Source organism: Streptomyces sp. NPDC039480 (genome assembly GCF_055597165.1).
The window spans coordinates 39,305-61,007 of record NZ_JBVITX010000012.1 but is presented as its reverse complement, the minus strand read 5'-3'; the positions used below and the strand labels follow the sequence as shown (position 1 = coordinate 61,007).

General features: G+C 70.4%; 22 protein-coding genes. 7 read left to right on the top strand and 15 right to left on the bottom strand.

All coding sequences use genetic code 11. The annotated features are described in order from the left end of the window. Positions 1-75: 75 nt before the first annotated feature. A complete protein-coding gene (locus ACZ56E_RS31765) occupies positions 76-681 on the bottom strand; it encodes a CGNR zinc finger domain-containing protein (protein ID WP_471219450.1) in 606 nt (201 codons plus the stop codon). Between the two features lie 56 nt (positions 682-737). On the opposite strand from ACZ56E_RS31765, the gene ACZ56E_RS31760 reads away from it, so the two are divergent. After that, a complete protein-coding gene (locus ACZ56E_RS31760; protein WP_471219449.1) occupies positions 738-1,907 on the top strand; it encodes an NADH:flavin oxidoreductase in 1,170 nt (389 codons plus the stop codon). Between the two features lie 224 nt (positions 1,908-2,131). On the opposite strand, the gene ACZ56E_RS31755 is transcribed toward ACZ56E_RS31760, so the two are convergent. The 8 genes from ACZ56E_RS31755 to ACZ56E_RS31720 form a co-directional block, all read right to left on the bottom strand. Next, positions 2,132-2,545 (bottom strand): DUF3151 domain-containing protein, encoded by a 414-nt coding sequence (locus tag ACZ56E_RS31755; protein ID WP_471219446.1) that lies wholly within the window; start codon positions 2,543-2,545, stop codon positions 2,132-2,134. Between the two features lie 80 nt (positions 2,546-2,625). Beyond that, the gene (gene fbaA / locus ACZ56E_RS31750) at positions 2,626-3,657 is read right to left on the bottom strand and encodes a class II fructose-bisphosphate aldolase (protein ID WP_468608123.1); all 1,032 of its coding nucleotides are present in this window, start codon (positions 3,655-3,657) and stop codon (positions 2,626-2,628) included. Positions 3,658-3,791: 134 nt separating this feature from the next. Next, positions 3,792-4,340, bottom strand: a complete 549-nt coding sequence (pyrE, locus tag ACZ56E_RS31745) for an orotate phosphoribosyltransferase (protein ID WP_062774598.1) — start codon at positions 4,338-4,340, stop codon at positions 3,792-3,794. A 10-nt stretch (positions 4,341-4,350) separates the two neighbouring features. After that, positions 4,351-5,145 (bottom strand): aldose epimerase family protein, encoded by a 795-nt coding sequence (locus ACZ56E_RS31740; protein WP_471219443.1) that lies wholly within the window; start codon positions 5,143-5,145, stop codon positions 4,351-4,353. A gap of 43 nt (positions 5,146-5,188) precedes the next feature. Then, complete coding sequence (locus ACZ56E_RS31735) at positions 5,189-6,040, bottom strand: SRPBCC domain-containing protein (RefSeq protein ID WP_471219441.1); 852 nt, start codon at positions 6,038-6,040, stop codon at positions 5,189-5,191. Positions 6,041-6,099: 59 nt separating this feature from the next. After that, positions 6,100-7,668: a polyamine aminopropyltransferase gene (locus ACZ56E_RS31730; RefSeq protein ID WP_471219439.1), complete on the bottom strand. Its 1,569-nt coding sequence runs from the start codon at positions 7,666-7,668 to the stop codon at positions 6,100-6,102. 132 nt (positions 7,669-7,800) lie between these two features. Then, positions 7,801-8,325 carry a DUF2617 family protein gene (locus ACZ56E_RS31725; protein WP_471219437.1) on the bottom strand — a complete coding sequence of 175 codons (525 nt, stop codon included), beginning with the start codon at positions 8,323-8,325 and terminating at the stop codon, positions 7,801-7,803. Between the two features lie 410 nt (positions 8,326-8,735). Then, positions 8,736-9,005, bottom strand: coding sequence for a hypothetical protein (locus ACZ56E_RS31720; protein WP_471219434.1), 270 nt, complete (start codon positions 9,003-9,005; stop codon positions 8,736-8,738). 127 nt (positions 9,006-9,132) lie between these two features. Here ACZ56E_RS31720 and ACZ56E_RS31715 point away from each other — a divergent pair, with 127 nt between their 5' ends. Then, complete coding sequence (locus ACZ56E_RS31715; protein WP_471219432.1) at positions 9,133-10,356, top strand: pyridoxal phosphate-dependent aminotransferase; 1,224 nt, start codon at positions 9,133-9,135, stop codon at positions 10,354-10,356. A gap of 101 nt (positions 10,357-10,457) precedes the next feature. On the opposite strand, the gene ACZ56E_RS31710 is transcribed toward ACZ56E_RS31715, so the two are convergent. Both ACZ56E_RS31710 and clpB read right to left on the bottom strand, forming a co-directional pair. Continuing rightward, positions 10,458-11,000, bottom strand: coding sequence for a YbjN domain-containing protein (locus ACZ56E_RS31710; RefSeq protein WP_398302105.1), 543 nt, complete (start codon positions 10,998-11,000; stop codon positions 10,458-10,460). Between the two features lie 196 nt (positions 11,001-11,196). Continuing rightward, positions 11,197-13,827 carry an ATP-dependent chaperone ClpB gene (gene clpB / locus ACZ56E_RS31705; RefSeq protein ID WP_471219428.1) on the bottom strand — a complete coding sequence of 877 codons (2,631 nt, stop codon included), beginning with the start codon at positions 13,825-13,827 and terminating at the stop codon, positions 11,197-11,199. 146 nt (positions 13,828-13,973) lie between these two features. Between clpB and ACZ56E_RS31700 the strand changes: the two genes are divergently transcribed. Further along, positions 13,974-14,399, top strand: coding sequence for a pyridoxamine 5'-phosphate oxidase family protein (locus ACZ56E_RS31700; protein ID WP_471219425.1), 426 nt, complete (start codon positions 13,974-13,976; stop codon positions 14,397-14,399). 114 nt (positions 14,400-14,513) lie between these two features. On the opposite strand, the gene ACZ56E_RS31695 is transcribed toward ACZ56E_RS31700, so the two are convergent. After that, the gene (locus tag ACZ56E_RS31695; RefSeq protein ID WP_468607520.1) at positions 14,514-14,870 is read right to left on the bottom strand and encodes a hypothetical protein; all 357 of its coding nucleotides are present in this window, start codon (positions 14,868-14,870) and stop codon (positions 14,514-14,516) included. Positions 14,871-15,479: 609 nt separating this feature from the next. Between ACZ56E_RS31695 and ACZ56E_RS31690 the strand changes: the two genes are divergently transcribed. From ACZ56E_RS31690 to ACZ56E_RS31675, 4 genes are all read left to right on the top strand, one after another. Then, positions 15,480-16,175: a helix-turn-helix transcriptional regulator gene (locus ACZ56E_RS31690; RefSeq protein ID WP_471219422.1), complete on the top strand. Its 696-nt coding sequence runs from the start codon at positions 15,480-15,482 to the stop codon at positions 16,173-16,175. Beyond that, positions 16,172-17,155 (top strand): helix-turn-helix transcriptional regulator, encoded by a 984-nt coding sequence (locus tag ACZ56E_RS31685; RefSeq protein ID WP_471219419.1) that lies wholly within the window; start codon positions 16,172-16,174, stop codon positions 17,153-17,155. Before ACZ56E_RS31690 ends, ACZ56E_RS31685 begins: the two co-directional genes overlap by 4 nt. A gap of 103 nt (positions 17,156-17,258) precedes the next feature. Beyond that, entirely contained in the window at positions 17,259-18,233 is a 975-nt protein-coding gene (locus tag ACZ56E_RS31680) for a helix-turn-helix transcriptional regulator (RefSeq protein WP_471219416.1), read from the top strand. Between the two features lie 154 nt (positions 18,234-18,387). Next, positions 18,388-19,221 (top strand): helix-turn-helix transcriptional regulator, encoded by an 834-nt coding sequence (locus ACZ56E_RS31675; RefSeq protein WP_471219413.1) that lies wholly within the window; start codon positions 18,388-18,390, stop codon positions 19,219-19,221. A gap of 194 nt (positions 19,222-19,415) precedes the next feature. Here ACZ56E_RS31675 and ACZ56E_RS31670 read toward each other — a convergent pair whose 3' ends face one another. From ACZ56E_RS31670 to dnaJ, 3 genes are all read right to left on the bottom strand, one after another. Next, positions 19,416-19,928: a hypothetical protein gene (locus tag ACZ56E_RS31670; protein ID WP_471219410.1), complete on the bottom strand. Its 513-nt coding sequence runs from the start codon at positions 19,926-19,928 to the stop codon at positions 19,416-19,418. A gap of 114 nt (positions 19,929-20,042) precedes the next feature. Continuing rightward, a complete protein-coding gene (locus ACZ56E_RS31665) occupies positions 20,043-20,498 on the bottom strand; it encodes a heat shock protein transcriptional repressor HspR (protein ID WP_362988010.1) in 456 nt (151 codons plus the stop codon). Positions 20,499-20,502: 4 nt separating this feature from the next. After that, positions 20,503-21,693 carry a molecular chaperone DnaJ gene (gene dnaJ, locus ACZ56E_RS31660; RefSeq protein WP_471219408.1) on the bottom strand — a complete coding sequence of 397 codons (1,191 nt, stop codon included), beginning with the start codon at positions 21,691-21,693 and terminating at the stop codon, positions 20,503-20,505. Positions 21,694-21,703 lie beyond the last annotated feature (10 nt).

Sequence of the window (21,703 nt, the reverse complement as noted above, 5' to 3'; positions counted from 1 at the left end):
GGGCCCCGGTCCCCACCGGCATCTTCCGCAACTTTCCCGCAATCGGCAAGGCACACCCTTGGGGGAGGACAGCCCCTAAAGCTTTACGCTGCTTTCAGGCTGTGCCCGGCGGCGCTCCCGGCAGGCCCGCAGATGCGCGGCGTTCCCACAGCCGCGCACCGAGTGCCAGACGCCGCTGTTGTTGCGGGAGCGGTCGTAGAAGGCGGCGGCACAGAGTTCGTTGCGGCAGATCTTCAGCCGCCGCCAGAGGTTCGAGGCCTGGGCCACCAGCGCCTCGGCCAGCACGGCGGAGGCCAGCCAGCGGGCACCGGCACCCTCCGGCTCCACGGTCAGCGCGCCGTCGCCCGACAGCGCGACCACCACGGGCGCGGAGGTGAAGCGGACCGCACCCCCATCCCGGTCGGTGGAGGCCAGCGCGCGCCGCAGCTGGTCCCGCAGGCAGCGCAGCTTCAGCAGATCCTCGGCCGCGAGGACCAGGCGCACGTCACCCCGGCCGGTCTCCCCCGCCCAGGCGCCCACGGCCCGGTCGGCCCACTCCTGGGCACGGCCGAGCTCACCGTCGGCGAGCAGGTCGGCGGAGTCGGAGTGGCCGGCGGACGCGGTGTTCAGAAGCTCCTGAACGAGGGCGAGGCCGCCGGGCGCGGGGGTCAGGCTGAGGCGCTCGGTCGCGGGCCAGTTCATGAGGTTCACGGTACCCGCCTTGCTCAAGACATGCCCAAAGTACGTACAGTGCTGTCATGGAAACCACAAAGAGCACGGACCCCGCGGCCACCCCGGCCACGACGGACACCACGGACACGACCGCCGCACGAGCCGCCCAGCTCCTCGGCCGCCCCTTCGACATCAACGGCCTCAGCCTGCGCAACCGCATCGCCATGGCTCCCATGACCCGCGAGTTCTCGCCGGACGGCGTGCCGGGCGAGGACGTGGCGGAGTACTACGCGCGCCGCGCCGCGGGCGGCGTCGGCCTGATCGTCACCGAGGGCACGTACATCGACCACCCGTCGGCCGGCAGCAGCCACCGCGTCCCCCGCTTCCACGGAGAGGCCGCCCTGGCGGGCTGGCAGCGGGTCGCCGAGGCCGTGCACGCGGCGGGCGGCAAGATCGTCCCGCAGCTGTGGCACGTCGGCGCGACCCGCGACGAGGGCCAGGGCCCGATCCCCTCCGCCCCGCCGGCGGGCCCCTCCGGCCTCGCCCTCGACGGCACCGCCAAGGGCCACGCGATGACCGGCGCCGACATCGACGCGGTCATCGGGGCCTTCGCCGACAGCGCGGCCGCCGCCGAGCGGATCGGCTTCGACGGCGTCGAACTGCACGGCGCCCACGGCTACTTGATCGACCAGTTCCTCTGGGGCAACACCAACCGCCGCACCGACGGCTACGGCGGCGACCTCGCCTCCCGCACCCGCTTCGCGCGCGAGATCGTCGAGGCGGTGCGCGCGGCGGTCTCGCCGACGTTCCCCGTGATCTTCCGCTTCTCGCAGTGGAAGGCGAACGCGTACGACGAGAAGATCGCCGCCGACCCCGCCGAACTGGACGCCCTGCTCGCCCCCTTGGCGGCCGCGGGCGTCGACGCCTTCCACGCGTCCACGCGCCGCTACTGGCTCCCCGAGTTCGACGGGGACGACCTGAACCTCGCGGGCTGGGTCAAGAAGCTCGCCGGAAAGGCCACGCTGTCGGTCGGCTCGGTGGGCCTCGACAAGGAGTTCCTCAGCCCCGGCTGGACGAACGAGACCGCCACGACGGGTATCGACCTGCTCCTCGACCGCATGGAGCGGGACGAGTTCGACGTGATCGCGGTGGGCCGAGCGCTGATCGCTGACGCGGAGTGGGCGAACAAGGCGATGACGGGCCGCCTCGCGGAGGCGACGCCGTTCGACGCGAAGCTTTTGGGGACCTTGCGTTGATTCTTCGGGTGCGGGTCCGCTGTGGCTGGTCGCGCAGTTCCCCGCGCCCCTGAAAAACTCCCCCGGCGCCGCTGCCATCCCTCCCCGGCGGCGGGCGATATCAGCCCGTCCGGCGTTTGAGGACGAGGCCGTTCAGGCCGAAAAGGGGGTCCGGGGGCAGCGCCCCCGAAGCTGGGGGTCCGGGGGCAGCGCCCCCGTGGCGGTGCCCCCGGACCCCGCTCACGTCAGCCGAGCGTCTTCGCCGCGGTCTCGGAAGATTCCCGCAAGAAGCCCGCGCAGCGCTCGTACTCCTCCTGCTCGCCGATCGCCTGCGCCGCCCGCGCGAGGGCGTGCAGGGCGCGCAGGAAGCCGCGGTTCGGCTCGTGCTCCCACGGCACCGGGCCGTGGCCCTTCCAGCCGCTGCGGCGCAGGGAGTCCAGGCCGCGGTGGTACCCCGTACGGGCGTAAGCGTACGACTCGACGACGCTGCCGCGCTCGTACGCCTCGTCGGCGAGCTGGGCCCAGGCGAGCGAGGACGTGGGGTACTTCGCGGCGACGTCGGCGGGTGCCGCACCGTTCGCGAGGAGCTCGCGCGGCTCCGGGTCGTCGGGCAGGTGGGTCGGGGGCGGTCCCCCGAGCAGATCCTTGTGAATGGCCATGGGACCAAGTCTGCGGCATGCCGGTACGGCGAAGGCCCCGGGTCACCGACCCAGGGCCTTCACACGCGGAACAACAGGTACTACTTCAGCTTCGTGCCCGTGGAGCGCAGGTTCGCGCAGGCCTCGGTGACGCGCTGCGCCATGCCGGCCTCGGCGAGCTTGCCCCAGGTGCGCGGGTCGTACGTCTTCTTCGAGCCGACCTCGCCGTCGACCTTCAGGACGCCGTCGTAGTTCTTGAACATGTGGTCCGCGACGGGACGCGTGAAGGCGTACTGCGTGTCGGTGTCGAGGTTCATCTTGACGACGCCGTTCTCCAGCGCGGTCGCGATCTCCTCGGCGGTCGAGCCGGAGCCGCCGTGGAAGACGAAGTCGAACGGCTGCGATCCGGCGGCCTTGCCGTACTTCGCGCCGACGCCCTCCTGGAGGTCCTTGAGGAGCTCGGGGCGCAGGACGACGTTGCCCGGCTTGTAGACGCCGTGCACGTTGCCGAACGAGGCGGCGAGGAGGTAGCGGCCCTTCTCGCCCAGGCCGAGGGCCTCGGCGGTGCGCAGCGCGTCGTCGACGGTCGTGTACAGCTCGTCGTTGATCTCGTGGCTGACGCCGTCCTCCTCACCGCCGGTCGGGGTGATCTCGACCTCAAGGATGATCTTCGCGGCGGCGGCCTTCGCGAGCAGCTCCTGGCCGATGGCCAGGTTGTCGGCGAGGGTCTCGGCGGAGCCGTCCCACATGTGGGACTGGAACAGCGGGTTCTGACCGGCCTTGACGCGCTCGGCGGAGATGTCGAGGAGCGGGCGGACATAGCCGTCCAGCTTGTCCTTGGGGCAGTGGTCCGTGTGCAGCGCGACCGTGATGCCGTACTTCTTGGCGACGATGTGCGCGAACTCGGCGAGCGCGACCGCGCCGGTCACCATGTCCTTGCTGTGCTGACCGCCCAGGAACTCCGCACCACCGGTGGAGATCTGGATGATGCCGTCGCTCTCGGCCTCGGCGAAGCCGCGCAGCGCCGCGTGCAGCGTCTGCGAGGACGTCACGTTGATCGCCGGGTAGGCGAACTTGCCTGCCTTCGCCCGGTCGAGCATCTCGGCGTAGACCTCGGGAGTTGCGATGGGCATGTGTCCGCTCCTTGTGATGTGCGGGTGGGTGCTGTGCTGCCTGGACCCTGACCTGGGGGCGACGACATTGTCGCCCCCATCTTTCCAGACGCGGCGGGCCGCACGGACGCGACCGCCGGTCCGGACACAGGCTCTCAGTCCAGGCCGAGGTCGTCCTTCGAGTACGCGAAGAGGTACGGCACACCCGCACCCTCGGTGATCTTCTCGCCGGCGCCGGTGGCCCGGTCCACGATCGTGGCGACGCCGACGACCTCGGCGCCCGCCTCGCGGACCGCCTCGACGGCGGTCAGCGGCGAGCCGCCGGTGGTGGAGGTGTCCTCGACGACCAGGACACGGCGGCCCTTGATGTCGGGGCCCTCGACGCGGCGCTGCATGCCGTGCGCCTTGGCGGCCTTGCGGACCACGAAGGCGTCGAGGCGCTTGCCGCGCGCGGCGGACGCGTGCAGCATCGCGCCCGCGACCGGGTCGGCGCCCATGGTCAGGCCGCCCACGGCGTCGAAGTCGAGGTCGGCGGTGAGGTCGAGCAGGACCTGGCCGACCAGCGGGGCGGCCTCGCCGTCGAGGGTGATCCGGCGGAGGTCGATGTAGTAGTCGGCCTCCAGGCCGGAGGAGAGCGTCACCTTGCCGTGCACGACGGCCTTGTCCTTGATCTGCTGCAGCAGCTCGCCGCGTACGTCAGTCATGTCCAGAAGCTTAAAGGCGTCGCCACGTCCACGTCGTCGCCGTCTCCAGGGGCTCGATGGGGGTGACCAGGCGCGGGTCGGTGTTGAGACCGTTCGGCGGGCCGGTCTGCGGTTCGACGCAGACCGCGGCCTCCTGCTCGTCGTAGACGACGACCCACTGCTCGCGGCTCTTGACGTTCACCTCGAACCGCTCGGGCCAGGTCAGCGTCACGTCGACGCCGTCCGGCATGCCGAAGCAGTCGTCCCAGGGGCCCGGCTTCCGGTCGATGCGGTGGCCGGTGGGGAGGTGGTCGTCGCCGCGCTCCTCCTGCCAGGCGGGGTCGAAGTCGAGGCGGACGGGCTCGCCGCCGCCGTCGAGAACCCGGTTGAACCACGGGTGCCAGCCGGCCTGCGCGGGGAAGGAGTCGCCGTACGTCTCGATGCCGAGGCGCAGCGTCAACGCGTCCTCGCCGAGTTCCACGATCTGGGTGACGCGGCCCGGGTGGGGCCAGGGGTCGGTCAGGTCGTACGTGAAGACGGCCTCGGTCTTCGAGGTGCGCGCCGTACGCCATTCGGCGTCGCGGGCGAAGCCGTGGATGGCGTGCGGCGGGGAGTTCAGCGGCATCTGGTGGACCACCGCGCCGTCGCGGAACCGGCCGTCCCTGATCCGGCCGCACCACGGCACCATCGGGAAGCAGCCGTACTTCTTCCCTTGGCGCAGCAGCTCGACGCCGCCGATGCGCAGACTTCCGATGCGGCAGCCGTTGCCCGGCTGCACCATCACTTCCGCGTCGCCCGCGGTGAGGGTCACGTCTTCGGTACTCACAGGGCCGACCCTACGACGTGGGCGGTCGGCGCGGCGTGAGCGGTCAGCGGCGGCGGCGCAGGGCCCGGCCGACGACGATGGCCGACGCCAGCGCTAGCGCGGCGGCGGGCGCGGCCCAGCGGAGCGTGGCGTTGGCGGTGAGGGACTCCGGGGCGGGCGCCGGCGCGTACCGGCCGCGGGGCGGGGCGTGGTCGACCTCCTCGGCGCTGCGCCCGATCATGGTGCGGCGCGCGTGCGCGGCCTCGGCGGGCGGTACGTCGATGTCCCCGATGTCGTCCACGTCGTCGAGGTCCGCGAGGTCTTCGAGGTCTTCGATGCCGTCCACCTCGTCGAGGACGTTGGTGTCGTCGAGGTTGATGCCGTCGTCGGCGTCGTCGATGTCGTCGATGTCGTCCACGTCATCGATGTCGTCGATGACATCCACGTCGGCGATGTCGTCCACGTCGTCGCTCGGTGCCGTGTCGGGGGGCGCCGCCGCGCCGAGGCCCTCGGCGAACCGGTCCAGGAGGCGCCGGACAGCGGATTCCACAGCCTGTGGAGAACCTTCCGTGATCCGGCCGTCCGCGGTCGCGCTGCCGCCGAACACGAGGGTCGCCCCCTCGACGGCCGACACAAGGCGCACGGTCAGCGTCAGCCGCACGGAACCGGAGCCGCGGACCTCCGTGCCCTCGCCCTCGACGGTGTACGTCCCGTCGGTGCGGGCAGCCGTCCGCGCCGCGCCGCGGTAGGTGATCGTGTGTCCGCCGACGCGCACCTTGAGGCGGCCGGAGAGCGGCCCCGCCGTCTCCTCCGCGTCGCGCTGAAGTCCGGGGACCGCCCCTGCGACCCGCTCGGGGTCGGCCAGGACCTGCCGGAGCCGCTCTGCCGATACCGGAACGAACACCTCATGCTCCATGGCAGGGGAGCCTACCCACGCGGCCACCACTTGTACGACAGTTCGCCGCGCCGGGTACGTCAGTTCGCGTAACGCGGATGGACCAGGGTGGAGGGCGGCAGGCCCCGCTGCCGGGTCGGCTCGGCCGCCCGCGCCCCGGCCCGCACCACCTCCGACCGGGCCGCGCGGAGCAGCACGGGCCTGGTCCGCGAGGCGAGCACGAAGCCCCAGTCGCGGGGCGCCCCGGCCCCCTGCGCCGTGCGGTCGGGCCCGGCGGCGAACCCCGAGAGCCGCCCGCCGACGCGGTACGCCACGGTCCGCAGGCCCGCCGCGCGCAGCGAGGCCTCCACCGTCCAGAAGCAGCGCGGCCTCGCGGTCAGCGGCCCCGCGTGCACGGCGAGCCTGCCGCCGTCGGTGAGGGCCCGGGTGGCGAGGCCGTAGAACTCCTGGGAGTACAGCTTCGCGCTGGCCGTGATGCCGGGGTCCGGCAGGTCGGAGACGACCACGTCGTACTTCGCGCGGGTCTGGCGCAGCCAGCGGAACGCGTCGGTGTGCACCACCCGCACCCGGGGGTCGCGGTACGCCCGGCCGTTGAGCTCGCTCAGGGCGGGGTCGTGCCGCGCGAGGTCGACGACGCCGGCGTCCAGCTCGACGATGTCGACGCGGCGCACGTCCGGGTGGCGCAGGATCTCGCGCGCGGCGAGGCCGTCGCCGCCGCCGAGGACGAGCACGCGCGCGTGCGGCCCGCGCATCGCGGGTGCGACGAGGCCCCGGTGGTAGCGCTGCTCGTCGCGTCCGCTGATGCGCAGGCGGCCGTCGAGGAAGAGGTCGAGGGAGCTGCGCCGGCCGCCGGTGAGGACGACCTCCTGCACCTCGGTCTGCACGGCGACCCGGATGTCCCCGCCGTACACCGCGCGCCGGGCGGCCCGCTCGAAGTCGTCGACGAGCACGGCGGCGGAGGCGAGCAGGGAGAGCACCACCACGTTGGCGGTGAGGAGCACCCATCGGGCGCGCGCGCTCAGGTCCTGCCGGAACAGGCCGAGGACGAGCGCGCCGCCCGCGACGGCGTTGACCGCGCCGGTGAACAGGGCGCCCGTCAGCTGTCCGAACATCGGCAGCAGCAGAAAGGGGAAGGCGAGCCCGCCGACCAGGGCGCCCACATAGTCGGCGGCGAAGAGGTCGGCGACGGCGCCGCCCGCGTCCTGCCGCCGGATGCGCTGGATGAGCACCATCAAGAGCGGCACCTCGGCGCCGATGAGGATGCCGATGGCGAGGGAGAACGCGACCAGCAGACCGCGCGACCCGCTCGCCCACACCTCGCCCTTGTCGCCGGACCACGCGAACGCCGCGTACAACGCCATGGCGCTGCACCCGCCGACCAGCGCGAGCGCGGCCTCGACGAGGCCGAACCAGGCGGCGGCGCGGCGCCTCAGCCGCTTGGCGAGCAGCGATCCGATACCCATGGCGAAGACCATCACGGAGAGCACGACGGAGGCCTGGGTGACGGAATCACCGATCAAGTACGCGGCGAGGGCGACGAGTTCCAGTTCGTACACGAGGCCGCAGGCAGCGCAGACGAAGACGCCCACGAGGACGAGGAACCGTCCTGTACGGGGCGAGACCGGCAACCGCACCGACGACTGGAGCACCCTGGAACGCTACGTCACCATCGGCTCGTGCCGGGTCCCCCACATGGGTGCAAATCCCCCTGCCCGCCGCCCGGGCCGACCTGTCCGCCCCGCTCGGGCCGCCCTTCCCGCGCGCGCTTCCCGCGCGCCCGGTCAGAGCGACGCGGTCAGCGGCATGCGCGCGCCCACACGCGTCCGTGTCGCCACGAGCTGGCCTTCCTGGGGATACGCGTGCCACGTACGCCACATCAGTGAGCCTTCGTGCCGCTGTGCGAGCAGTGCGGTGAATGCGTGCGGGCTGCCGGGGAACACACCCGCCAATCCGTGCGGGTGTTCGGCCACAAGTGCGAGCAACTCCTGTGCCCGACCGGCGAACTGACCGCGCGACAGCGTTTCCACGCGGGCCGCGAATTCGTACTCCCATTCACCCACGCGTTTCGATACGCCGAGCGGAAGGGGCGTACTGCTGCCGGGGATGCAGGCCACGGTCTCCGAACAACTGCCCTGTTCGTCCTCCATGAGTACCTGGTGCGAGGCCCCGAGCAGTCTCAACTGCATTTTCGCGTCGGCCAGTTCCAATTCGAGGGTGGCCAGCGCGGGCAATGGCTCGCGGCCCAGGGCCCAGGCCAGGTCCTCGGCGCGCGTGTCGGTATAGACGGTCTTCAGGGTCGTGAGCATGGGTCGGCTCCGCTAACACTCAATGGAGGTGGGGCCGGCGCCCCCGGATCGGACTCCGGGAGGTCGGAATGCCGGCTCGTGCCCACAAGAACGTCTTTCGGGTATCCAGTTCCCGGTCTGTGAAACCTGAACCAGGAAATCTGGACCAGACGTCCGAGGGCGGTGCTGACGTCTCAGAGGGAATCATGGTCGGCGACGCTGCCACTGCGTTTTTACCCAAGTACGTGTGGTTTCCATCCCCATGAGGGCTACGCAGTTCAACTGTTCAGTACAGCCATCACAGAACACGGCCCTGACGTGGTGTCGAAGCGGAACCGAAGCCCGACTCCGCGCCGCAACACCGAAGCGCCCGGCGGGAATTGCGGGCCCCGCCGGGCGCTTCGTGGATTCGGTGGACCAGCTGCCCCGTGTCAGCTGCCTCCGCCGCATCCACCCCCGCCGCCCCCGCAGGAGGAGCTGCCTCCGCCGCACGACGAACCGCCGCCGCACGAAGAGCCGCCGCCGTCGTGGTGCCCGCCGGCGCCGCCGCCCCCGGCCCACCAGCTGCCGCCGCCCGCCGAGCTCGACGCCGTGCCCGAGGTCCAGCGCGAACGGGTGCGGCGCCGGCCGCTCCCCCCGTAGTTGATCGCCGCGACCAAGGCGAAGATCAGTACCGCAACGAAGACGAAAGCCACGAACATGGCCCTCACGCTCCTTCCGTTCCCCCCGAAGCAGGTCCCCGTGGGCCGGCTTCTCGCGTGACAGGGAGATGCCCTTGTCCAAGCCGACGCAAAGCAGAGTTGAGGAAGTCCAGAGGTTCGGCGCAGGATGGCGGCCATGAAGTCCTCCTCCGGCCCCTCCGGGCGCGAGCCCGGCCCCTCCGGGCGCCCGCTGCTCAACCGCCGCCTCGCCGAGTTCGGCACGACGATCTTCGCAGAGATGTCCGCGCTCGCCGTCCGGACGGGCGCGATCAACCTGGGCCAGGGCTTCCCCGACACGGACGGCCCCGAGGCCGTGCGGGAGGCCGCGGTGCGGGCGCTGCGCGACGGCCGCGGCAACCAGTACCCGCCAGGGCCCGGCGTCCCCGAGCTCCGCACGGCGATCGCCGAGCACCAGCTCGCCCGCTACGCCCTCTCGTACGACCCCGACCGCGAGGTCCTGGTGACGGCGGGCGCGACCGAGGCGATCGCCGCGTCACTGCTCGCCCTCGTCGAGCCGGGCGACGAGGTCATCGCGCTCGAGCCGTACTACGACTCGTACGCCGCCTCGATCGCCCTGGCCGGCGGCACGCGCGTCCCCGTCACCCTGCGCCCCCGCGACGGCCGCTTCGTCCTCGACCTGGACGAGCTGCGCGACGCGGTCACCGACCGCACCCGGCTGATCCTCCTCAACACCCCGCACAACCCGACCGGCACCGTCCTCACCCGCGCCGAGCTCACCGAGATCGCCAAACTGGCGGTCGAGCGCAACCTCCTGGTCGTCACCGACGAGGTCTACGAACACCTCGTCTTCGACGACGCCGAACACCTCCCGCTCGCCACGTTCCCCGGCATGCGCGAGCGCACGGTCAGCATCGGCTCCGCGGGCAAGACGTTCTCGTTCACGGGCTGGAAGGTCGGCTGGATCACCGCGTCGCCGGAGCTGGTCGCGGCGGTCCGCTCGGCGAAGCAGTTCCTCACGTACGTCTCCTCCGGCCCCTTCCAGTACGCCATCGCGGAGGCGCTCGCCCTCCCGTCGTCCTACTTCGACGACTTCCGCGCGGACATGCTGGCCAAGCGGGACCTCCTCGGCGAGGGCCTCACAGCGGCGGGCTTCGACGTCTACCGCCCGGCCGGCACGTACTTCATCACGACCGACATCACCCCGCTCGGCACGACCGACGGCTTCGCCTTCTGCCGCTCGCTCCCGGAGCGGGCCGGCGTCGTCGCCATCCCGAACGCGGTCTTCTACGACCACCGGGAGGCGGGCGCGCCCTTCGTCCGCTTCGCCTTCTGCAAGCGGACGGCCGTCCTGGAGGAAGCGGTGACGCGCCTCAAGTCACTGGCGGGCTGAGCCTGCGGGTCGCGAGGCTGCGGAACGCCGAGAGCCCGGCGGGGTGGACTCCACCCCGCCGGGCTCTCACGCGCTTACGGCTCAACAGGCCTCACGGGCCCTCAGGCCTGCTCGTCGCCCGGCTTCTCCTCGCCCTCGGCGGAGTCGACCTCGGCCTCCAGGCCCAGCTGCTCCACGAGCCAGCGGTCGAACTCGATCGCGGCGCGCACCCAGCTGACCGTCGACGACACGAAGTGCTCCAGCGAGACACCGGTGCCGATCAGCATCTGGGCCTCGCCGATGAGGCGGACCGTGCCGTCGTCGTGCGTGTGGCTGTAGACCTTCGGCCACAGCGTGCGGCGGTTCCAGTCGTCGATCGACTCGAGAAGCTGCTGCTTCTCCTCGATCTGGTGCGGCCGGTCGTAGAACGTCCGCACCGAGAAGACCTGCTGGTCGTCCTCGCCGCGGAACATGAAGTACGTACGGAACTCCTCCCACGGCGCCGCGAGGTCACCCTCGTCGTCGACGACGTGCTTGAGCTCCATCTGGTCCAGGAGCTGCTTGACCAGGTCCTGGTCGGGGACGACGGGGCCCGCCGGTCCTGAGCCCTGCTGCGGGTCGGGCTGTCCCCCGAAATTCGGAATCGAGGACGGGTCGATGCTCACGTGCTGTGTCCCTTCGTATGGATGGGCCCATCCTCTCCCAGGATGGGGCCCCCGGGGCAAGCCCGGCTTCTCGTCTGCCGTGTTTCCGCCGTTCGCCGTCTGCGGACAGCGTGTGGCTGGCCGCGCAGTTCCCCGCGCCCCTGACGGGGCGCGGAGCGCACCCGGCGGTCAACCGAGCGGGGCAGACGAGAAGCCGCTACAGAGACTTCCCCGTAGGAGAGCTTGTCGCGGGGCCCACGATCAGGCCGTCCTCGAAGCGGTCGACGCGGACCACGTCCCCGTCCTTGACCTCCCCCGCAAGGATCTCCTTGGCGAGCCGATCGCCGATGGAGGTCTGGATGAGGCGCCGCAGGGGCCGCGCCCCGTACGCCGGATCGTTGCCCTCGTCCGCCAGCCAGGCCAGCGCCTCGGACGTGACCTCCAGCGTGAGCTGCCGGTCGGCGAGCCGCTTGGCGAGGCGGTCGATCTGCAGCCCGGCGATGTGCGCGAGCTCGTCCTTGCTGAGCGCCGAGAAGACGACGAGGTCGTCGAGCCGGTTGAGGAACTCCGGCTTGAACGAGGCCCGCACCACCTCCAGAACCTGCTGCTTCTTCTCCTCCTCGCTCGTCAGCGGCTCCACCAGGTACTGACTGCCGAGGTTCGACGTGAGGACCAGAATCGTGTTGCGGAAGTCGACCGTCCGCCCCTGCCCGTCGGTGAGCCGTCCGTCGTCGAGCACCTGGAGCAGGACGTCGAAGACCTCAGGGTGCGCCTTCTCGACCTCGTCGAGGAGGACGACGCTGTACGGGCGGCGGCGCACCGCCTCGGTGAGCTGGCCGCCCTCCTCGTACCCCACGTACCCGGGAGGCGCGCCCACCAGCCGGGCGACGCTGTGCTTCTCGCCGTACTCACTCATGTCGATGCGGACCATGGCCCGCTCGTCGTCGAAGAGGAAGTCCGCGAGGGCCTTGGCGAGCTCGGTCTTGCCGACACCGGTCGGACCGAGGAAGAGGAACGACCCGGTGGGCCGGTCCGGGTCGGCGATCCCGGCACGCGTACGCCGTACCGCGTCCGACACCGCGCGCACGGCCTCGCCCTGCCCGATGAGCCGCTTGCCGAGCTCGTCCTCCATGCGCAGCAGCTTCTGCGTCTCGCCCTCAAGAAGCCGCCCGGCGGGGATACCGGTCCAGGCGCCGACCACATCGGCGATGTCGTCGGGACCGACCTCCTCCTTCACCATGGTGTCCTTGGACTGCGCGGCGGACTGGGCGGCGGCCTCCTCCTCGGCCTCGGAGGCCGCTTCGAGGTCGCGCTCCAGGGCGGGGATCTCTCCGTAGAGCAGCTTGCTCGCGGTGTCGAAGTCGCCGTCGCGCTGAGCGCGCTCGGCCTGCCCGCGCAGTTCGTCGAGCTTCTCCTTCAGCTCACCGACGCGGTTGAGGGACTGCTTCTCCTTCTCCCAGCGGGCGGTGAGGCCGCGCAGCTCCTCCTCCTTGTCGGCGAGGTCGCGCCGCAGCTTCTCCAGGCGCTGCTTGCTCGCCGGGTCGGTCTCCTTGCTGAGCGCCAGCTCCTCCATCTTCAGCCGGTCGACGGCGCGCTGGAGCTCGTCGATCTCGACGGGCGAGGAGTCGATCTCCATCCGGAGCCGGGACGCCGCCTCGTCGACGAGGTCGATGGCCTTGTCGGGCAGGAAGCGGGAGGTGATGTACCGGTCGGAGAGCGTGGCCGCGGCCACCAGGGCGCTGTCGGCGATCTGCACCTTGTGGTGCGCCTCGTACCGCCCCTTGAGCCCGCGCAGGATCGCGATGGAGTCCTCGACGCTCGGCTCGGCGACGAGGACCTGCTGGAAGCGGCGCTCCAGCGCGGGGTCCTTCTCGATCCGCTCGCGGTACTCGTCGAGCGTCGTCGCACCCACCATGCGCAGCTCACCGCGGGCGAGCATGGGCTTGAGCATGTTGCCCGCGTCCATGGCGGAGTCGCCGCCGGCGCCCGCGCCCACGACGGTGTGCAGCTCGTCGATGAAGGTGATGATCTGCCCGTCGCTCTCCTTGATCTCGGAGAGGACGGTCTTGAGCCGCTCCTCGAACTCACCGCGGTACTTCGCGCCGGCGACCATGGCGCCGAGGTCCAGGGAGACGAGCCGCTTGTTCTTCAGCGACTCGGGGACGTCGCCCTTCACGATGCGCTGGGCGAGCCCTTCCACGACGGCGGTCTTGCCGACACCGGGCTCACCGATGAGGACGGGATTGTTCTTCGTACGCCGCGAAAGGACCTGCACGACGCGCCGGATCTCCTGGTCCCGCCCGATGACCGGGTCGAGCCGTCCTTCGCGGGCCGCCGCGGTGAAGTCGGTGCCGAACTTCTCCAGTGCCTTGTACTGACCCTCGGGGTCGGGTGTGGTCACCCGGCGCCCTCCCCTTGTCTTCTCGAAAGCGTCCAGCAGCTTCTTGCTGCCGGCCCCGTGCCGAGTGAGTACGTCCCCGGCCTTGCCGCCCTTGGCCGCGATGCCGATGAGCAGGTGCTCGGTGGACAGATAGTCGTCCCCGAGCTCCTTCGCGCGCTGTCCGGCGTCCGAGACGACGGCCAGCAGCTCACGGTCGGGCTGGGGCGGCGCGACGGTGGACCCGGTCACGCTGGGCAGGCCGGCGAGGACGCGCTCGGTGTCGGCGCGCACGGCGGCCTGGTCGGCGTCGACCGCGGCGAGCAGATCGACGATGTTCTCGTTGTCCTCGCCCTCCAGCAGCGCGAGCAGCAGGTGCGCGGGGGTCAGGTCGGGGTGACCGTCCTTGACCGCGCGGCTGCTGGCCGCGTTGATCGCGTCCCGGCTCCTGTTGGTCAGCTCGGCGTCCACGTGCGCTTCTCCTCCTTACGGGGTCCTACGACGGGGGCTTCCACGAACGGGTCCCCCACCCACACTGACTTACTCAACCTACACAAACTTGAGTCTATTCCACTCAAGGAGGGACCGGGAAGTCCGGGCGGCTATGTTCCCTGGTCATGGCCCCGAACCCGCGCATCGACCCGTCCGACCCGCCCGAGCCCTACCTCAGCTTCTGGCGCGAACGGCACCTCTGCACCCTGACGACGCTGCGCCCGGACGGCACTCCGCACGTGGTGCCGGTCGGGGTGACGTACGACCCGGAGGCGGGGGTCGCCCGGGTCCTGGCCCGCAAGACGAGCCGGAAGGTCGCGCACATCCTGGCGGCGACGGGCGTGGAGGGACCCGGGGCACGGGTGGCGGTCTGCCAGTTCGCGGGCCGGCGCTGGGCGACTTTGGAGGGCCATGCGGCCATCCGTACGGAACAGGCGGCGATAACGGAAGCGGAGGACCGCTACGAGGAACGCTACGAACGCCGCCCGTCCCCGAACCCGGACAGGGTCCTGATCGAAATCACGGTGACCCGAGCACTGGGCAAGGCATAACACCCTGCGCTCCCCCTCTGCCGCACACCACAGCGGCGCCACCGTGTTCAGGTCCACGGTGGCGCCGCTGCTGGGGGAAGCGCCTGCGCGATTTACAACGACGGGGGAATCGCGTCAGGCACTGCGGGGGGTGGCTGTGATGTTGTCCGAGACGCCCATGACGTCCGGGTCCTGCTGCTCCTGCTGCCCGACCATCTGGTGGTCGCGCCGGTCGAGATTGACGAACACCATCCCGTACCGGATGGCACACCGCACGGGCTGCGGAGCCCCGCGGGGCCGCCGGAGGCACCGGTAGGCCCGGATCTCCTCCTCGTCGTCACGCGTGACGACGATCGGCTCACCCAGCAGCGTCACCATCAACGAGTCACCGCGGTGGGGGATCGCGGTCACCAGATCGATGAAGTGCCACCCGGAGCGATAGGCGGTGGCCATTTCTCGGCGGAAGGTACGGTCGTCGGGGGGAGTACTCATGACGCCTCAACCCCAGTAGCCTGCTGGGAGTTCCAGGACACATCGGCCGCCGTGACCGCTGCGGAGACGTCCTGCCCTGCCCGGCTCCCCGGGGACCCCCATGAGACATCTTCTGCCGTTGCGACAGCGAACGCCGCAGCGCCGAAGGCAACGACCAGCGCCGAGCGAAGCATTTTCATGAACATCGTCAGCTTCGTCCTCACTCGATAGGTTCCTCTCCCCCGGCTCCAAAGACGATGTCTCAAACCAGCACGTCGAGGCCACAGGGTCGGTGCATCATGTTCCTGTACGTACAGGACCCTGGGGGGTGGATAATTGCTTATGAATGGCACAAAACCGACACATCCCCACCCCATCACCGCCCTGTGCGATGACGGAGCCAGGTTGTACGCCAGCGCCCTCAGCACGGGCCGCATCGCACGTGACGAGATCGAATCCGCTCCATGCTTGGTGGAATTCGCTCTGTTGCACACCGACCCGGATGACGCGAATTGGCTTCGCCCCGTTCCCCCGTCCGCCATTCTCGCGCAGCGTCTCCACCCCATCGAGCGGGAGATCAGGGACCGGAGAAAGCTCACCGTTGAGCTGACGGACGCGTTTGAGCCGTTCATGAACATCAGCGCTCAGCCGTCGGTGGCCACCCACGCGATCACCGTCCTGGAGGGCCTCCAGAGCATCAACGCCACCCTGGACGCGGCCACGGCCGCCTGCACCGACGAGATTCTGACCATCCAGCCGGGCGGCGTCCGGGGCGGCGACATGCTTTCCCAGTCACTGGCACGAGTACGCGAACCACTCGACCGCGGCGTTCGCATGCGCACCCTTTACCAGCACACCGTGCGCCACGGCCCCGGTGTCTTCGCCTACTTGGAACAGCTCGACCCCCGCCAGATACAGGTACGCACCCTGGAAGAGCTCATCGAGCGCATGATCATCTTCGACAGATCGATCGCCGTCATACCCGCGCGCCGCGACCGGCAAGTGGCGTTGGAACTCCGCCATCCCGGACTGGTCGAGTACCTCGCCTCGGTGTTCGAGCAATTCTGGCAACAGGCGACCCCGCTGAGCGAGGAAGCCCCGTACAGCCCGGCGCACGGCGGGATCACCGGCGTCCAGCGAGCCATCGCCAAACTCCTCATCGAGGGCCACGTCGACGAGGCGATCGCCCGCCGCCTCGGCATGAACGTCCGCACCTGCCGCGCCCACATAGCCAAGATCGCCGCCGCCCTCGGCAGCGGCAGCCGCGCCCAACTCGGCTACCTGATAGCCCAGTCCGGAATCCTCAACCAAGACAGCCCGAAGTGACCGTCGGGTGCCGCCCCCCTCATGGCCCGGAAGAACTGTGCGCGGCGGGATCAGCCCTGTACTCCCGCGCCCTGAGCGACGGACGCGTGCCGGCCCAGGACGCCGAACAGGCTCCTTGCCTGGTAGACCACGGCCTGCTGTCCCCTGAGCTCGACGACACCCAGTGGCTGCTGCCGACGCCTCCTGCCATCGCCCTGCCCCAGCTCCTCCACACCATCCAGGAGAACATCGCTCGGGAGCGGCGGCACGGCGCCGAGTTGGCCTCCCGTTTCCGGCCGCTCATGAAGGTCGCCGCCAAGTCGGCCCCTCCCGCAGGGACCCCAACCATCAAGAAGCTGGTGGGAAAGCCGTACATCCGCGAAGTCCTCAATCAGGCGCTGGACCGCGTCCTCGATGAGTTGCTCATCATCCAGCCGGGCGGCACCCGCCCTCCCGACCTACTGGACAAGGCGCTGCCGAGAACCCAAAGCATTCTTTCCCGTGGCGTCCGGATGCGGACGCTTTACCAGCACACCACCCGGCACTCGCTGCCCACTCTGCTCCACTACGAGAAGCTCGTCGGTGACACGGAAGTCCGCACACTCGACGAACTGCCCCAACGGCTGTTCATCCTGGACAGGGCCCTGGCCTTCATCCCGGCGGGCGCGGACGGCAGCGCGGCGTTGGAAGTGCGTCATCCCGCTGTTGTCAGCCACCTGATCACCGCATTCGAGCGCCTTTGGGCCCTGGCCGCCCCCATGCACCCGCGAACCGAGCCCCTCCCGTCGGGCAAGGGCATCACCGCTCGGCAGCACGCCATCGCCGGCCTCCTCATAGAAGGCCTCACCGACGCCGAAATAGCCACCCGCCTAGGCATGAACATCCGTACCGCCCGCGTCCACATCGCCAAACTCGCCGCCACCCTCGGCAGCAACAGCCGCGCACAGCTCGGGTATCTCATCGGGCAGTCAGGGATCCTCGACCAGGACCGTGTGAAGTGACCAGCGCATTCCACGGCCGCCCAGACACTTCCCGCCCATGCGTGCCGCTGTCGCAGCTCCCTGCATAGAATCGCGACGCTTCAACCAGCAGTAGGGAGCACACATGGCCGCGAACCACGTACCGCACCCCGTCGAAGAGCTGTGTGAGGCAGGGCTCAGCGTCTACACCCGCGCCTTGCGTGAGGGGCGCGTACCCGATGAGGTCGCCGCGCAGGCCCCTTGTCTCGTCGACTTCGGCCTCCTCCACCCGGCCCTCGATGACATGCGGTGGCTGCATCCCACCGCACCGGCCGTCGCCCTGCCCCGTCTCCTCCGCACCATCGAGGACCAGGTGGCCCTCCACCGCCACCGCGAAGACAAACTCACCACGTTGTTCGAGTCGTTACTCAAGCTCGACGCTCCACCCATGGCCGGCAGCACGACCCCCGCCATCACCGCCCTCAAGGGAATGTCACGCATCGACGCGGCATTGGATCGGGCCATCAGCGACGCCACCCAGGAAGTACTCATCGTCCAGCCCGGCGGAGTTCGTCCCCCCGAATCCCTCGAGCGAACTCGTCCGCGCGAACAGGGGATCCTGTCCCGCGGCGCCCGTATGCGGACGCTTTACCAGCACACGACGCGTCACGCGCTCCCCGTGCTCGCCCACTACGAACAACTCGTCGGCGACGTCGAGGCGCGCACCCTCGACGAGGTCACCGAGCGGCTCTTCGTCTTCGACCGGACCGTGGCGTTCATCCCGGCCAGCAAAGACCGCACCCTGGCCCTGGAGCTCCGCCACCCCGCCCTCGTCGACTACTTCGCCACCACCTTCTGGCGGCTGTGGCGCCTGGCCACCCCCATGTGGCCCCAGACCGCCCCCCAACCCGCTGAGAACGGCATCACCACCCGCCAGCACGCCATCGCCGGCCTCCTCATAGAAGGCCTCACCGACGCCGAAATAGCCACCCGCCTAGGCATGAACATCCGTACCGCCCGCGTCCACATCGCCAAACTCGCCGCCACCCTCGGCAGCAACAGCCGCGCACAGCTCGGGTATCTCATCGGGCAGTCAGGGATCCTCCAGCAGGATCGGTGACGTCGGTGACACCGGTGTCAGCAATGCCGCACGCCCAGAACCGGACACCCGGAAACAGCCGTCCAGAAGCAGACACTTCAACTACGGCATCCGGCCCCTGTTCGCCCCGCCTGCATAGAATCGCGACGCTTCAACCAGGCAGGAGGGGGCTCGCATGGCCACGAAGCACTTACCGCACCCGCTCGAGGAAATCTGCGAAGCGGGGCTGTCCGTCTACGCCCGTGCCCTGCGTGAAGGCCGGATCCGTCGCAGTGCCGCCGAACCGGCCCCGTGCCTCGTCCGTCTCGGCCTCCTGCAGCCCGGCCTCGACGACCTGCAGTGGCTGCACCCCACCAGCACCACCGTCACCGTGCTCGACGGGCTCGACCGCATCAACTCGGCCATCGACCGGGCCATGAACGAGGTCACCGAGGAGTTCCTCGCCGTCCAGCCCGGTGGTATGCGGCCCCCCGAGACCTTGGCCGAAGTCTTCCCGCGGGACCAGGCGATCCTCACCCGGGGATGCCGGATGCGGACCCTCTACCAGCACACAACGCGCCATTCTCTGCCCGTGCTCGCCTACTTCGAACAGCTCGACGGCGACACCGAGGCACGCACGCTCGACGAGGTCACCGACCGGCTCTTCGTCTTCGACAGGACCGTCGCCTTCATCCCGGCCAGCAAGGACCGCAGCGTCGCCCTCGAACTCCGCCACCCCGCCCTCGTCGAGTACTTCGCCACCACCTTCTGGCGGCTGTGGCGCATGGCCACCCCCATGTGGCCGCAAGCGGCTCCCCAGCCGTCCGAGAACGGCATCACCGCCCGCCAGCACGCCATCGCCGGCCTCCTCGTCGAAGGCCTCACCGACGCCGAGATCGCCGACCGGCTGGGGATGAACGTCCGGACCGCCCGCGTTCACATCGCCAAGCTGGCTGCCACTCTCGGCAGCAACAGCCGCGCCCAGCTCGGGTTCCTGATCGCGCGGTCAGGGATCCTCGAACGGGGGTGACTCATCCCGGTACAGGGGCTTCGCGCCTCTTGTTCCCTCCTCAGGTCGCTGCACCGCAACAAGATGGCGCTACCGCCGCCCCTCCCCGCCCGGCAAGCTGAGGACAGCGGTGGGGGCATCTGATCGGCCCTCTCCCGCTTCCCCCGAGCGCCCCGGCCAGCTGCTCCCCCGTAGCCGACCGGGGCGCTCTCACGTCACGACAAGGGGCTGGCCCACTCCCGCAACAGCTCCACCCGCTCCGCCGCCCGCGGCGACCCGCCCTCATGGCGGCGGCCCCAGTCGGACATCGCCGTCAGGGTGGTGAGGAGGGTGCCCGCGCCTTCGGTGAGGTGGGTCAGGAGGTCGCGGGAGAGGTCGTACTCCGTGCGGGAGTAGCCGACCGCCGCCGCCGTGTACGCCGTCAGCTCCGTCTCCTCGCCCTCCGCGTCAGTGACACGTACCGTCATCGTCGGGGCCTCGTCGCTGCCGCCGAGGCCGACCGTGAGCGCCAGGTCGACCACCGCGCCCACGTGCCGCTTCAGGGACTTCACGGGGACGTCGTCGACGGTCAGCGCGCGCACGTCCTCCCACGGCCACATGCCGGTCTGCCGGTCGCCGAGGGCCAGTACGCCCTCCGGCGTCAGCCGCACCCCGGGCGCGAGCCCGGCCGGCTTCGCCCCCACGTACACATCGCCCTCGGCGATCCAGAACAGGCCCACCATGGCCATCGTCAGCTCAACTCCCCGTACCCGTACACAGCGAAGCGGGGCCGGGAGGTCACCACCTCCCGGCCCCGCTTCAGGGTACTCAGACGTCCTCAGGCCATAGGAAGGCCGTGAGGGCTACTGTTCCGTTGTCCGTTTCGGGCGCCACACCACCAGCGCGCTCGCCTGCTGCACGTCCTGGTACGGGACCAGGTCACGGCGGTACGAGGCGTGCACCGCCGCTTCGCGCTGCTGCATCGCCGCCGCGGCGCCGTCCACGGCCGCGGAGAGCTCCGCGACCCGCGACTGGAGCGCCGCGACCTGGTTCTCCAGCTCGATGATGCGCTTGATGCCCGCGAGGTTGATGCCCTCTTCCTGCGACAGCTGCTGCACCGTACGGAGCAGCTCGATGTCGCGGGCGGAATAGCGTCGGCCGCGGCCCGCCGTACGGTCCGGGGAGACCAGACCCAGGCGGTCGTACTGCCGCAGGGTCTGCGGGTGCAGACCGCTCAGCTGGGCGGCCACCGAGATGACGTACACGGGTGTCTCGTCGGTGAGTTGGTACGGATTATGACGACGGCCGACCCTATCCATGGGGTCACGCTCCCTTCGCGGCCTGGAACAGTTCTGCCCGCGGGTCGTCGCCCGCAGTCGCCTTGCGGTAGGACTCCAGGGCTTCCTTCGCCGAGTCCGACAGGGATGTCGGGACCGACACCTCCACCGTCACCAGCAGGTCGCCCCGGGTGCCGTCCTTGCGGACCGCGCCCTTTCCGCGGGCCCGCATCGTACGACCGTTCGGCGTGCCGGCGGGGAGCTTCAGGGTGACGGGCGGCCCACCCAGGGTGGGCACCTTCACCTCGCCGCCCAGCGTCGCCTCCGGGTACGTCACCGGAACCGTGACCGTGAGGTTGTCGCCCTTGCGGCCGAAGACGGGGTGACTGTCGACGTGCACGACCACATACAGGTCGCCCGCCGGACCGCCCCGCTCGCCGGGCGCGCCCTTGCCGCGCAGGCGGATGCGCTGCCCGTCCGAGACACCGGCCGGGATGCGCACCTGCATGGTGCGCGACGACTTGGCGCGGCCGCTGCCGCCGCAGACCTCGCAGGGGTCCTGGGCGATCAGCCCGCGGCCCTTGCAGTCCACGCACGGGTCGGTGAGGGAGAACCCTCCGCCGCCGCCCCGCGAGACCTGGCCCGTGCCGACGCAGGTCGGGCACACGCGCGGTGTGCCGTTCTTGTCGCCGGTGCCGGAACACGCCTTGCAGGCGGCCTGGGAGGACATGCGGAGCGGCACGGTCGCACCGTCCACCGCCTCCGTGAAGCTGAGCGTGACCTCGGACTCGATGTCCTGGCCGCGCCTCGGCTGCGTACGCGTGCCGGCTCCGGCACCCGCGCCGCCGCGGTTGAACAGGCCCCCGAAGACGTCACCGAGACCGCCGCCGAAGCCGCCGGCCGCTCCACCGCCACCCGGGCCGCCACCTCCGAAGAGGTCGCCCAGGTCGAAGTTGAACGAGCCGCCGCCGGCTCCGGGGCCCTGCCGGAACCCACCGTTTCCGAAGAGGGCACGCGCTTCGTCGTACTCCTTGCGCTTCTTGGGGTCCCCGAGGATGTCGTTCGCCTCGGAGATCTCCTTGAAGCGCTCCTCCGCCTTGGTGTTGCCCTTGTTGGCGTCCGGGTGGTTCTCGCGGGCGAGCTTCCGGTACGCCTTCTTGATCTCGGCTTCGGTGGCGTCCTTGGGGACGCCGAGGACCTTGTAGTAGTCCTTCTCGATGAAGTCCTTGGTGCTCATCCCCGACGTC

What these genes read in the sequence shown, in the direction of transcription:
- ACZ56E_RS31765 (WP_471219450.1), bottom strand. Translation starts at nt 681, where the DNA reads ATGAACTGGCCCGCGACCGAGCGCCTCAGCCTGACCCCCGCGCCCGGC.
- dnaJ (WP_471219408.1), bottom strand. Translation starts at nt 21,693, where the DNA reads ATGAGCACCAAGGACTTCATCGAGAAGGACTACTACAAGGTCCTCGGC.
- ACZ56E_RS31675 (WP_471219413.1), top strand. Translation starts at nt 18,388, where the DNA reads ATGGCCACGAAGCACTTACCGCACCCGCTCGAGGAAATCTGCGAAGCG.
- pyrE (WP_062774598.1), bottom strand. Translation starts at nt 4,340, where the DNA reads ATGACTGACGTACGCGGCGAGCTGCTGCAGCAGATCAAGGACAAGGCC.
- ACZ56E_RS31690 (WP_471219422.1), top strand. Translation starts at nt 15,480, where the DNA reads ATGAACATCAGCGCTCAGCCGTCGGTGGCCACCCACGCGATCACCGTC.
- ACZ56E_RS31735 (WP_471219441.1), bottom strand. Translation starts at nt 6,040, where the DNA reads ATGGAGCATGAGGTGTTCGTTCCGGTATCGGCAGAGCGGCTCCGGCAG.
- ACZ56E_RS31725 (WP_471219437.1), bottom strand. Translation starts at nt 8,325, where the DNA reads ATGCTCACGACCCTGAAGACCGTCTATACCGACACGCGCGCCGAGGAC.
- ACZ56E_RS31695 (WP_468607520.1), bottom strand. Translation starts at nt 14,870, where the DNA reads ATGAGTACTCCCCCCGACGACCGTACCTTCCGCCGAGAAATGGCCACC.
- ACZ56E_RS31720 (WP_471219434.1), bottom strand. Translation starts at nt 9,005, where the DNA reads ATGTTCGTGGCTTTCGTCTTCGTTGCGGTACTGATCTTCGCCTTGGTC.
- fbaA (WP_468608123.1), bottom strand. Translation starts at nt 3,657, where the DNA reads ATGCCCATCGCAACTCCCGAGGTCTACGCCGAGATGCTCGACCGGGCG.
- ACZ56E_RS31680 (WP_471219416.1), top strand. Translation starts at nt 17,259, where the DNA reads ATGGCCGCGAACCACGTACCGCACCCCGTCGAAGAGCTGTGTGAGGCA.
- ACZ56E_RS31700 (WP_471219425.1), top strand. Translation starts at nt 13,974, where the DNA reads ATGGCCCCGAACCCGCGCATCGACCCGTCCGACCCGCCCGAGCCCTAC.
- ACZ56E_RS31715 (WP_471219432.1), top strand. Translation starts at nt 9,133, where the DNA reads ATGGCGGCCATGAAGTCCTCCTCCGGCCCCTCCGGGCGCGAGCCCGGC.
- ACZ56E_RS31665 (WP_362988010.1), bottom strand. Translation starts at nt 20,498, where the DNA reads ATGGATAGGGTCGGCCGTCGTCATAATCCGTACCAACTCACCGACGAG.
- ACZ56E_RS31755 (WP_471219446.1), bottom strand. Translation starts at nt 2,545, where the DNA reads ATGGCCATTCACAAGGATCTGCTCGGGGGACCGCCCCCGACCCACCTG.
- ACZ56E_RS31670 (WP_471219410.1), bottom strand. Translation starts at nt 19,928, where the DNA reads ATGGCCATGGTGGGCCTGTTCTGGATCGCCGAGGGCGATGTGTACGTG.
- ACZ56E_RS31760 (WP_471219449.1), top strand. Translation starts at nt 738, where the DNA reads ATGGAAACCACAAAGAGCACGGACCCCGCGGCCACCCCGGCCACGACG.